The 12,831-nt window shown below is 28.7% G+C and carries 8 protein-coding genes; all 8 read right to left on the bottom strand.

Annotated elements, in window-relative coordinates; all coding sequences use genetic code 11:
- Window positions 1-1,932: glycoside hydrolase family 3 N-terminal domain-containing protein (locus E6248_RS07190; protein ID WP_316340140.1), on the bottom strand; the 1,932-nt coding region annotated here is incomplete at its 3' end.
- Window positions 1,933-2,114: 182 nt separating this feature from the next.
- Window positions 2,115-4,652 carry a GH39 family glycosyl hydrolase gene (locus E6248_RS07185; protein ID WP_316340139.1) on the bottom strand — a complete coding sequence of 846 codons (2,538 nt, stop codon included), beginning with the start codon at window positions 4,650-4,652 and terminating at the stop codon, window positions 2,115-2,117.
- 389 nt (window positions 4,653-5,041) lie between these two features.
- The gene (locus E6248_RS07180) at window positions 5,042-5,968 is read right to left on the bottom strand and encodes a 2-keto-3-deoxygluconate permease (protein WP_316340138.1); all 927 of its coding nucleotides are present in this window, start codon (window positions 5,966-5,968) and stop codon (window positions 5,042-5,044) included.
- A gap of 5 nt (window positions 5,969-5,973) precedes the next feature.
- Window positions 5,974-7,428 (bottom strand): family 1 glycosylhydrolase, encoded by a 1,455-nt coding sequence (locus E6248_RS07175; protein ID WP_316340137.1) that lies wholly within the window; start codon window positions 7,426-7,428, stop codon window positions 5,974-5,976.
- Window positions 7,429-7,454: 26 nt separating this feature from the next.
- Window positions 7,455-9,308 (bottom strand): beta-glucoside-specific PTS transporter subunit IIABC, encoded by a 1,854-nt coding sequence (locus E6248_RS07170; RefSeq protein WP_316340135.1) that lies wholly within the window; start codon window positions 9,306-9,308, stop codon window positions 7,455-7,457.
- Between the two features lie 175 nt (window positions 9,309-9,483).
- The gene (locus tag E6248_RS07165) at window positions 9,484-10,314 is read right to left on the bottom strand and encodes a PRD domain-containing protein (protein WP_316340134.1); all 831 of its coding nucleotides are present in this window, start codon (window positions 10,312-10,314) and stop codon (window positions 9,484-9,486) included.
- 388 nt (window positions 10,315-10,702) lie between these two features.
- Window positions 10,703-12,091, bottom strand: a complete 1,389-nt coding sequence (locus tag E6248_RS07160) for a HAMP domain-containing sensor histidine kinase (RefSeq protein ID WP_316340133.1) — start codon at window positions 12,089-12,091, stop codon at window positions 10,703-10,705.
- Window positions 12,081-12,761 (bottom strand): response regulator transcription factor, encoded by a 681-nt coding sequence (locus E6248_RS07155; protein WP_316340132.1) that lies wholly within the window; start codon window positions 12,759-12,761, stop codon window positions 12,081-12,083. Before E6248_RS07155 ends, E6248_RS07160 begins: the two co-directional genes overlap by 11 nt.
- Window positions 12,762-12,831 lie beyond the last annotated feature (70 nt).

Below are 12,831 nucleotides of genomic sequence, written 5' to 3'. Positions count from 1 at the left end.
ATTCATAGATACAATAACTGGCTTATCTTTCATTGCCTCTTTTGTTTCTAATATAATATCTAAATCCTGCTCATTAGTAGCAGTGTTTGATTTGTTTTTATATCCTCTACTTTCTCCATCATCATTTGCAATACTTTCTTCTCTTGCATACTCAGCTGTATATGGTCTATATTGAAGGGTTACTGGTACATATCCCTCTTCTTTTTTATATCCAATACTATCTGGAGACTCAATAAACACAATAGCAAAGTCTGCTTCTTCTGGCTTTTCAACTACTGTATAATATTTTTCAACAATTTTCTTTTCTACTGGGAAAACCTCGCTTGCTGGTATTACATTCCCAAACCAATCTATTCCTGCCTTTAATCTACGCTTTGGAATATAGACCTTTTTATTTTCACTTATTGGTAGATTACTATTTTTATTCTTAAGCATAACTACTGATTTAAGTTGTGCATTGTAGCCTTCTCTCATAAATTCTTTATTTCCCACTATTTCTTCTGACTCTTCTGGATCTACATATGGATTTTCAAATAATCCTGTCTTAAAAATATTTCTAAGTAATCTCTTAGCAGATGTTTCAAATCTATTTCTCATAAATTCTACACCATGATCTTTAACACCCATATTGTAAGCATCTAAAATTGGTTGAACTTCATTATTTCCACCAAACTGATCTACTCCAGCCATTAATATTTTATAATGACGTTCTGCTTCACCCATAGTTTCTACTCCCCAGCATCTACCAACCATAAATGAATCTATACTAGGTGCATCTTGTGTAATCATCCAATCTGTACATACAACACCATCATAGTTATATTTATTACGTAGTAAATCTGTAATAATAAACTTACTATATGAATTTCCAACATTTTCATTATATATATGGTCTTGTCCATAAGAAATTGTATAATATGGCATTACTGATGCTGCTTGATTTGTACCATTCTTTAATTTAAAAGCACCTTCAGTAAATGGCTTTAAATGTTCATCAAAATTATTTCCTGGATAAACTGCATATTTACCAAAACCATAATGTGCATCACGGCCAGCTTCTCCACTTCCTCCACCTGGCCAATGCTTAACCATTGCATTTACACTTTCTTTTCCCCACTCTCCTGTTTCTTCAGTTGTTTGGAATCCATCACAATAAGCCTCTGCCATATCTGTGGTAAGTTTTGAATCTTCTCCAAATGTTCCACTAAAGCGCATCCATCTAGGTTCTGTTGCAATATCAACTTGTGGAGATAAAGCAGTTGCAATTCCTAATGCTCTATATTCTTTAGATGCTACTTGACCAAATCTTCTTACCAGTTCAGTATCAAAAGTAGCTGCTAACCCTAATGGTTCTGGCCATTTAGAAATATCTCCACCTGAACCTGCATTAAACTCTGTATCTGCATTTGGTGTATGACGAGGATCTGAACTATTATTTGCAGGAATTCCAAGTCCTATCCCCTCTACAAATCCTTGCACATTGTTATTCCATTTTGCAGCTGTTTTTGCATCATCTACTACAGTTAAAAGAATGTGGCGCAAATTATCTTCTTTTAGAAATTTCTTTTGCTGATCTGTTAAATCGCTTATATCTTTTCCACTATCTTTTAGAGATTTCCCATCATAAGTTCCACCGAACATTTTTGCAAATATACTATCCCCTGTTGATACTGCTTGATGCTTACTGTATAGCATTAATCCCGCAATTTGTTCTATAGTCATTTGTCTTGATAAATCATCTATTCTTTCCTCAATTGGTAATCTCCAATCTTCATAGGGATCAAGAACTCCATTTCCATTTAAATCTTTAAATGCAAACCCATCAACTTCTAATATTGATACCCCTGACTCTTTTGAGTATGCAATATCTTTTCCTCCATGATTCTTTACATATATATAATTGTCTTTTTCAGTCATAGTATATTTTTTCATGATATTCTCCTTTCATAGTTCAAATATATTTTTTAATATACTTTATATTATATACCTATTTATACGTTTACATATTCCGCTTTAGATTTTTATTCTTCCAATTACTGACCTCTTATATTAAGATAAGTATTTTTTTATAAAAAAAGGAAGCCGCACTCTCACGCCTTCCTTTTTATATTAATTTAGTATAATTTTTTTATAATAATTAATTGAATTTCATGAGGTGAAAGCTCTGTATTAATATTAATTTCTTTATCAACATTTTTTATCCAAGTCATATATCCAGGCTCAGAAGCATTTTCTAAATATTTATATCCATATTCAGATAATGTTTCTGGCGCTCCCATGCTAACCCAAGCATCGAAGGATGAACCTGATTCCCTATTCACTCTAAATTTTTCTAATTGGTACTTCCCATTCTGTACTTTTAGTGACAAATTATATTCCTTTATAGTAGCTTCATTAAAAACATTATATCTATTTAAATGTGATATTTGTGAGTAATCTAATGATCTATATAAATCATTATAATGGCAATAATTATAAAATAGTAATTGATAATCCTGTCCTTTTTTTGTAACTATTAATCCATTATCTTTATACAAAACTTCTTCACCTAATTTATTTAAAAACTCAAAGGCATGATAACTAGCTTTCTTTATTCCATTATATGTAACTAATCCAAAGCCTCCATGGAATAATTTTTGTTTTAACCTAAACTCCTCAAATAAATCTGTAAATGTCCAAAATCCAATTCCAGTAACTAAGTTACTATTTTCTACACAGGTTTTTACAATGAAAGCTGCCATAAAGCATGTATCATGAACTAAATCTCTACAATCCATAGTAGAATTCCATTCTGTAATCCAATACTCTTTAGCGGCCCCTGGCAATCTTTCTCCTATTTCTACCATTTCATTTATAGTTTCTGATATATAGTCCTCATTACCAATATGAATTATATCTCTTAAACTTAGATCTCCTGTCAAATCATTCTCATCTGATCTAATATACTTTACTCCCTCATTAGTCATATCAACTTTAATTGTATCTATATCAGTACATTCTAATTGATATGCATGAAAAGTGAAAAAGTCTAAAAAGCAATTATGCTTTTCTGAATAAGATATAAATTCATTTATCCAACTATTAGTTTCACCAAACTTAAAAATACCAAAGCCGCCTATCTTAATATCTTTATCAATTGCTTTAATGCAGTCATAGGTTAGCTTAAAGAAATTAAAGAACTCTTCTCTGCTTCCATCCCAGAAAACTTTTTCTATATTTGGCTCGTTCCAAAATTCAAAATACCACTCTCTAACGCTATTAATTCCATACCTATTAATAATATGTCTTATGAATTCATCAACCATCTGTATCCACTTATCCATATTGTTTGGAGCGCTAGCATAACACTGCCAAAAGAAAATCTTATTATCTGTAGATGAAAGTTCACTTGGCATAAATCCTAATTCTATAAAAGGCTTTAGCCCTTGTTCTAATAATCCATCAATTAAATTATCAACATGATTGAAATTATAGTACACTTCACCTTTTGTTGTTTCATTATAAACTAGCATTTCATCTGAGAATATTCCATGAAACCTTACATATTCAAAACCAATATCCTTTTGGATTTTTCTAAGTTGTACTCTAAGATCATCTCTTAAGCCGTAGCTAGCATGTCCAAATGTTATTAATTTGTTAAAGCTATGTTTTAATTCCCCTATAACTTCTTCAGTTTTTATTATTTTAATATTTTCTCTATTTTTTCTTGTATCAATAACTGATTCATATGTCCTTAAATATTCAAAAAGTTTAGCTAGTGTATCTCTACCATTAATATTTAAATAACTTCTTGCACTTTTATTAGTTTCCTCAACTCCATTAATCTCTCTATATTTATTAGGAGTAATTCCAATCACACTTTTAAAAACCCTATAATATGATTTCTCATCAGGAAAACCATGCCTATTAGCTATATCTATAACCCTATTCTTACTAAGTTTTAAATCATTTAAAGATTTATTTAATCTTAAATTATCTAAAAAAACCTTTATTGTTATACCCATTTTTTCTTTAAAATATCTTGAAAGGTATTGTGGGTTTAAATAAAGTTCACTTGCTATCTTTGCAATTGTAAGATCACTATCTTTATAGTTGTTATTTATATATTTAATAATATCAACAAGTCTATTTTCACTTACCTTTAAGGTTTTATCCTCACTATTTTCATCAACATTAAAATTATTAATTAAGATTATTATAAGGTCTAATAAATATCTGTTAATTAAAAGTTCATAGGGCTCCTCCTTGTTAAAAACAACATTCATCATTTCAGCAAGTATAATCCTAATTTTATTATAAAACTTCTCATTCCCAGTATCTTTTTGACTGGAGTCAAGCTTAAAACGCAGATTGCTTAAGTTCACATAATATTTTTCTAAGTATTCAGTATTAAATTGCAATACTAAAAGTTGTGAGTTTTCAAGAGGATTAGTTGACTTTACATAGTGAATCTCATTTTTATTAATTAAAAAAATATCTCCTTCCTCTAGGATATTAACTTCCTTATCAATAAAAAGTTCAACTCTTCCTTTTAATACAAATAGTATTTCCATTTCCTCATGCCAATGATAAGGGAATTTATCTAAGTAATGAGTAAATATTCTAATAGGTATATTCAATTTATGCTCTATATTTTCATAGCTGTATTCCATTAAATCACCTCTTCCTCTTTTTTTTACTTATTTATATATCCCAAAAGGTCTGTTTCACAAAGATCCCAATTAAAAATAAAAAACCTACCTAACAAATTGCTCTGTAAGTAAGTTTAGCTTGTCCTTAGGCTATATTTCCTTACAGTATATACTATATATTATTCTCAGTCAACGTTTTCAATTTTGTGAATTGCTAGTATTCTTAGTAAGCTTTATATCATAATATATACTATAAATTATTTAAAATAATAATCTTTTTCTTCCTTAATAATTAAAGTATCTACATAGTTCCCATCTCTGACTTAAAAGAATTAAAATTAGTAACTTATTCCTCTGGAATTAAATTAAAAAATATACAGATACCTAAATTAAAGATATCTGTATATTTTTTATTTCTTTACTATATATTTAATTATCATTGGAGTTATTATACTTGTTATTATTGATGCTAATGCAATCTGAGACATGGCAACATCCATAAAAGGAGCAAATACATTACTAATTTCAGCAGCTAATGATGGTACTGAAATAGATAACCCTGCTACAGATGACATCGCAATAGCTGCATAACCAGGTCTCTTAATAACTTTTCTATCTATTAATAATAGCGGTAAAAGACTTATTAAATAGAATATTACTGTAAGAATTATTCCTGATATTCCTGCTTTTAAGGCTACTATAAAGTTTATACTACTACCAAAACATATTCCCATAAAAGGTAAAAGTATTACTGTAGCTGGTGCATAAAGCTTTTTGAAATCCACGTCTAAATTTCCTAATACCATGCCTAATATAAATGGAAAAAGGTTAGCTATTATTATTTTAACATCTATTCCTTGTCCACTTGCAGAACTTAAAATCATAAGTGGAACTGCAGGTACCACTATTAGATTTAAAAATCCAAAAGCTGCACCATCTATTTCATCTCCATAGTCATTAACTAAAGCTAAATATAATCCTGGATTACAGCTTGTAATTGTAGCAATAATAGCAACTGCTGATATTCCAAGTATTCCTTCTATTCCAAAGAATTTAATGAATAATAATCCACTAATATATGATATCAATAACTTTCCAGCACATAATATTCCTGCTCTTTTAATAACATCAACTGTTTTGTTCAAATTGAATTGTGTTCCAGATGCAAATAGCATTAGTCCTACTAAAACCATGGTACTCTTATTAGTAAAAAGTGCTGTTGTTGGATTCCCTATTTGAAAAATCTCAGGAAAAAAAGTATTTATTATCGCAGAAAGTATCATAGGGACTATAAGAAGTCCCCCTGGTACTTTCTTAATACTCTTTAATATTTTCATAAATATTAAAGTTCTTCTCCATTAGTAGCTATAACATTCTTATACCAATAGAATGAATCTTTCTTGTAACGCTTCATAGTTCCATTACCATAGTCATCTTGATCTACATATATAAATCCATAACGCTTTGACATTTCTGATGTTCCTGATGAAATCATATCAATTGGTCCCCACATTGTATAACCAATAACTTCTACTCCATCTTCAATAGCAAGCTTTAATTGTTCAATATGTTTTCGTAAAAAGTCTACTCTATATGGGTCATGTACTTTATTATCTTCTGTTAATGTATCAAAGAATCCTGAACTATTTTCAAGTATAAATATAGGTAATCCAAATCTATCATATACATGATTTAATGTATATCTTAATCCTATTGGATCAATTTGCCATCCCCACTCATTTGCATCAAGATGTGGATTTTTATAAACGCTATGAACATTACCAGCAGTAAGCTCTAATTGATCTCCATCATTACTAGATATCATCGAGTTATAGTAAGACATTCCTACAAAGTCAGCTGTATTTTCCTTGATAACTTCTAAATCTCCATCTTTTATATCTAAATTAATATTATGTTCTTCAAAATATTTCTTTGAATAATATGGATACTTACCACCATTTAAAATATCTAAATAGAATAGATTCTTCATTTGGTCATCCTTTTGCATTGCTAAAGCATCTTCTGGCTTGCATGTATAAGGGTAAGTAGTAAAGTATGCTACCATGCTACCTATCTTATTTTCTTTATCTATTTCATGAGCAAGCTTTGTAGCCTTTGCAGCTGCAACAAATTGATGATGAAGAGCTTGGAATAACATTTCTTCATAGTTTTCTTGTCCTTCATCTATTACACCCATAGTTTTAGGACCTGCTTTAATACTCATATTTATTTCATTAAATGTTACCCAATACTTTACTTTTCCTTTATATCTGTTGAATATTACCTCACAATATCTTAGGTATAAATCGATTAATTCTCTGTTATACCATCCACCAAACTTCTCAACTAGAACTATTGGAAAATCAAAGTGTGATATTGTTATTAATGGTTCCATACCATTTTTTAAACATTCATCTATAATACTATCATAGAATTTTAATCCTAATTCATTTGGTTCTCTATCATCACCATTTGGGAATAAACGTGCCCAAGAAATTGAATATCTAAATACCTTAAATCCCATTTCTTTAAATAAAGCCATATCTTCCTTATATGTATGATAAAAATCTATACCTCTTCTCTTTGGATACTTTATTGTATCTGGATCATTTTTAGCTTCTTCTATCATTTCTCTTGTAATTTTTAGTTGCTTAGTTACTTTTCTATCGTTTTTAGGATTAAATGGCATTACTTCTGGAATAGTAAGTGTCTTACCATCTAGATTGTAGGCACCCTCAGCTTGACAAGCTGATAAGGCACCTCCCCATAAAAAGTTCTTTGGAAATCCTTTATTCATATAAATCTACCTCTTTCACTACTTATTTATACTAAGTTTAATAAATCATCATTATTTGTTACTTCACCATTTTTTACAGCTATAACATCATTAAATTTATCAGAGTTTGTAATAATAAATGGAGTTATAACATCGTATCCTTCTTTTTTAATTCCATCTATATCAAATTCAACTAATAAATCTCCTGCCTTAATTTCTTGTCCATTAGTTACATGGCTCTTAAAATATTTACCTTCTAAGTTTACAGTATCTAATCCAATGTGAATTAACACTTCTACACCATCATTAGATTTTAAACCAATAGCATGATTTGTATTAAAAATTGCTTCAACTACTCCGTCAAATGGAGCTATTACCTTACCTACCTTAGGTTCAATTGCAATTCCTTTTCCCATTAATCCATCAGAAAATACAGTATCATTAACTTCAGCTAAATCTTTAACTGTTCCTTCTACTGGGCTTTTTACCATAATACTTTCACAAGAAATCAAGTTTTCTTTTTCATCTTCTTTCTTCTCTTCACCCATTACAGAATCATCAACTCCAGCAATAAGAGTAAATACACATCCTAAAACAAAAGCTGCTACTACACCAATTATTATATAAATATATTTATTTGCACTAAATGTTGTAAGAGATAAAATTCCTGGAATAGCGATAGCATTTGCCTTTGCATTAACCATACCATAAAATCCACTTACTAAACCTGCTGCTAAACACCCAGCAAAGAAAGGTTTTTTATATCTTAAAGTAACCCCATAAATAGCTGGTTCTGTAATTCCAAATACAGCTGTTAATGAACTTGATCCTGCTGCTGCCTTCATAGTTTTATTTCTAGTCTTTAAGAATACAGCAAAGGCTGCACCACCTTGTGCAATATTAGCAGCTAAAGCACTTGCTGTTAATACAGTGAATCCTGTATCTGCAACTTGTTGAACTTGCATTGGCATTATTGAATAATGCATACCAAACATAACAAGTATCGGTCTAAAGAATCCTAGTAAAGCTCCTGCAACTATTCCACTTTTTGCAAATAATATATCTAATCCTCCTGCAATCCAAGTACCTACATATGAACCAAATGGCCCTATTGCAATCAATTGAACTGGAACCATAATTAATAAAGTAATCATTGGGACAATTAATACCTTAAGCATATCTGGAACTATCTTTTCAACAAATCTATAAACATAACTTAATAGCCATACTGATAATATTATTGGAATTACCGTAGAAGTGTACTTAACTAATAAAATAGGTAATCCTAAAAAACTTATCCTATCAACACCAGTTTGAGCAATCTTACTTGCTGCATCTAAAATTGTTGGATGAAGTAAACATCCTGCTAAAGCAACTGCTAAATATTCATTAGTTTTGAATTTTCTTGCCGCACTAACAGCTAAGAAGAATGGCATAAAATAAAATACGCAGTCAGCTATCATATTGAATATTGTAATAAAACCCATTGATGGATCTACCATACCTGTTGTAGTCATTAATGATGATAAACATTTCATCATCCCACAACCAACAAGTGCAGGAAGTATAGGAGTAAATATTCCTGCTATAGTTTCTATAAATACATTAAAAGGATTTTTCTTAACCTTTGGCATATCTTCTCCATCATTGTTTGAGAAATTACCAAGTTGTATAAATTCTCCATATACTTTGTTAACCTTAGCTCCAATTACAACTTGTAATTGACCACCACTATGTTGTGCTTTTAAAACACCTGCTAAACTATCTATTGCTTTTAAATTTACTTCTGCTTCTGATTTAACAACAATTCTTAATCTTGTAGCACAATGAGTAACAAGATTAATATTTTTTTCTCCACCACTTAATTCAAGAATCTTTTGTGCTAATTCTTTATTATTCATCTAAATCTCCACCTTTTTGTTTTATGATACATATATTTAAAACCTTTAAATCTAGCTAGCATTTGATTTATAAGTTATAAATTTAAAATAAAAATGACCAAATATTAATGTAATTATAGTTATAATAAATAATCACATTAATATTGGGTCATGCCTGATCGAATCAGTAACAGTCCTAATTTTTTTCTTTTCTTATTCTTTGGATATGAAGCATTAAATATAATTTTTCGTCATTTGTACACTTCCACCCATAATTTTTATTTAAATGTTTCTCTATTATTTCAACACACTCTAACTCTTCAGTTAGCTTTTCCTTCATAAGATCAAACATATCATTATTATCATTATCTAATGGTTTATTGTTTACTTGTCTTATAATAAAATATTTTATATGAGTTACAAATCTAGTAAACTCAAAAGAGTCTTCATTAAATTCTATTTTAAACTTATATTTTATTAAACTAAGAATTTCCCCCATAATAGTTGTTATCTTAGTTGTTTCAGTCATATCATGCTTACCAATCTGAGCATTAATAAAATGTAGTGCTATAAAAGCTGCTTCATTTTTATCTAATTTAACTCCAAGGTCATTTTCAATAATATCTAGTGAATGAAATCCTATCTCATACTCCTTAGGATAAAGATGTTTGATTTCCCATTGAAGAGGACTTCTCATTTCTACCCCTTCTTTACTTCTTTGAATAGCAAAATTAATATGGTCAGATAAAGTTAATAAAATATCTGCATTGAACTCCATATTAAGTTCTTTATAACCGCTTCGTATAACCTTTTCTGTTACTTTTATTACTTCATTAGGGATAGATTCTAAGATTTCAGAAGCTTTTGTATTTTGAGGAATTATATACTTTTTCTCTATTAAAGATATATCTTCTAAAATATATGGCATTTTACGGAATCCTAATCCCTTTCCAGTAACTATAATTTCTTCTCCTTTATCGTTTAAAGCTAATACAACATTGTTATTTAACTTTTTTAATATCTTCATCTTTAGTATCTTCCCCCTATTTATTTTAAAAAGCAAAAAATGACCAAACATTAATATAATTATACACAAATAATCACATTAATTTTTGGTCATGCCTGATCGAATCAGTAACAGTCCTTGTATGTATACGGTAACACCTTTTTAATAACTTGTCAACATTTTTCTAAAAATTATTTCCTTTTAAAATCTTTTTTTATTTAGATTCTAATTATATATTAGTTAGAAAATATATTAAACTTTGTAAATAATAACTGTATTATAGAATTAAGAAGGCCCTTATTACTATATTTATCAATACATAAGTGATTTATATTTCAATAATACAAATCACTTACTACAAGGAATAAAATGTACTCTAAAGGGAAATTAATAGTTAAAGATAACCTCTTTACTTTGGCAGAAATACTATAAACTCAGAACCTTCATTAACTTTACTATTAACACTTATTTCTCCCTTATGTGCATCTATTATTGCCTTTGAAATAGTTAATCCTACTCCTAGTCCACCTGAGTCTGTATTCCTTGATTTATCTACTCTATAAAATCTCTCAAATATAAATTCTAAGTTTTCTTCACTAATTCCTATACCATTATCTTTAATTGATATAACTGCTCTATTCTTCTCTTCATAACAATTAACTATTATCTTCTTTCCAGGTCCAGTATATTTTATACTATTTGAAATTATATTTATTATAACTTGGCTTATTTTGTCCTTATCAACAAATGCCCTGCAATTATTCAAATTCATCTCTAATTTAATTTTATTATCTAAGAATTCTTTTTCAAAATTAATAAGTATAGTATATACAATATTTGAAATATCAACTTCTGACTTATTTAACATCATTTCTCCACTATCGTATTTAAATAACTCATCTGAGGACACTATTAATCTATTTAATCTTTGTATTTCTTCGTGGATACTTTTTAATCTTTCATGAGATGGCTCCCATAACCCATCCATTATTGCTTCCAGATGAGCTTGTATAGTAGTTAGTGGTGTTCTAAGTTCATGGGATATATCCCTAGTCATGATTTTCCTTAAGCTTTCTTGATGCTTTATATTTTCTGCCATTTTATTTACAGATGTAATTAACTCATTTACTTCTTCTATATTACTTTCTTCTAATATCTTCTTTGAGTAATTTCCACCAGATATTGATTTAGTAGCTTCTATAACTTTTAGAATTGGTTTATTTAATGATGAAGATACTACTATTCCAAGTATTATAGAAAATACTAAAAAGACTATAGCTAATATAAGTAAAATATCATTTAACATTTCATATAATATAACATCTGAATCGTCAAAAAAAAGTGGCCCTATATATTCTAGTTTTATAGTTCCAACTACTTCGTTGTTAACCTTTATTTCATATTCTTCTATTGTATTAACTGTATCAGAATTTGGATTTATTTTATTAGTATTGTACCTAATTTTAGCCAAAATCGTTTCACACTCTATGTTATTATATTCCCTTGCATCCCATATAGTATTTCCATCTTTTTCTTTAATGCTAATTAATAATCCTTCTCTTAATGCATTATATCCAGCAAAATTAATGCTATTTATATTCCAAACACCATCTTTATATGTTGTTGTTATTTTCTCATAAATTTCTTCTTTACTTCTCTCCATTTTATTTTCAGCATATTTATTAAAGTTATGTTCAATATATATACGATTTATAATACTTACTAGTGATATTATAGATATAGAAAATAGGATAAAAATACATATAAGTTTATTTTTTAATTTAATCTTAGTTATCATCAAATTTATATCCTAAACTACGAACAGTTTTTATATATCTTGGGTTCTTACTATCGCTCTCTATTTTTGCCCTTAAATTCTTTATATGACTATCTATTATTCTGTCATAAACATAATCATTTTCACCTATTATATAATCTAATAACTCTTCTCTAGTAAATACTTGCTGAGGATGTTTTGCTAATATGGTTAATATCTTGTATTCAGATGGTGTAAGACTCACTAAATTATTATTCTTTGTAACCTCACTACTTTTAAGATCTATTATAAGATCATCATTAAAGGATATTTTCCTTGATTCTATTTTTATAACTCTTTTAAATAAAGCATTTACCTTAGCCACTAGTTGCTTTGGACTAAAGGGTTTTGTAATATAATCATCACTACCTAATGAGTACCCATTTAATACACTACTTTCATCAGTTTTAGCTGTTAACATTACAATAGGAACATCAGATATTTCTCTTATTTCTCTGCAAACATCTTCTCCTGATATATCTGGTAGCATTAAATCTAAAATAATCAAATCTATATCATTTGATTTATATTTATCTATGGCTTCCCTACCATTAGTTGCAAAAACTACTTCATATCCTTCATTTTTTAAGTATAAACTTATAACTTCAACTATTTTTATTTCATCATCTACAACAAGTATATTCTTCGGCACCACACTCATCTCCATATCCTTATACATATCTAATTAAAAGCTTACTTATTTATTCTATGTTTAAATAATT

Origin of the sequence: Clostridium sp. (assembly GCF_032552055.1) — a bacterium.
GTDB lineage: Bacteria > Bacillota > Clostridia > Clostridiales > Clostridiaceae > Clostridium.
The sequence above is the reverse complement of the archived record's forward strand: the minus strand, read 5'-3'. Positions and strand labels throughout refer to the sequence as shown.

Coding starts and splice junctions, on each gene's coding strand:
- E6248_RS07185 (WP_316340139.1), bottom strand. CDS start 4,652: ATGGAATACAGCTATGAAAATATAGAGCATAAATTGAATATACCTATT.
- E6248_RS07180 (WP_316340138.1), bottom strand. CDS start 5,968: ATGAAAATATTAAAGAGTATTAAGAAAGTACCAGGGGGACTTCTTATA.
- E6248_RS07175 (WP_316340137.1), bottom strand. CDS start 7,428: ATGAATAAAGGATTTCCAAAGAACTTTTTATGGGGAGGTGCCTTATCA.
- E6248_RS07170 (WP_316340135.1), bottom strand. CDS start 9,308: ATGAATAATAAAGAATTAGCACAAAAGATTCTTGAATTAAGTGGTGGA.
- E6248_RS07165 (WP_316340134.1), bottom strand. CDS start 10,314: ATGAAGATATTAAAAAAGTTAAATAACAATGTTGTATTAGCTTTAAAC.
- E6248_RS07160 (WP_316340133.1), bottom strand. CDS start 12,091: ATGATAACTAAGATTAAATTAAAAAATAAACTTATATGTATTTTTATC.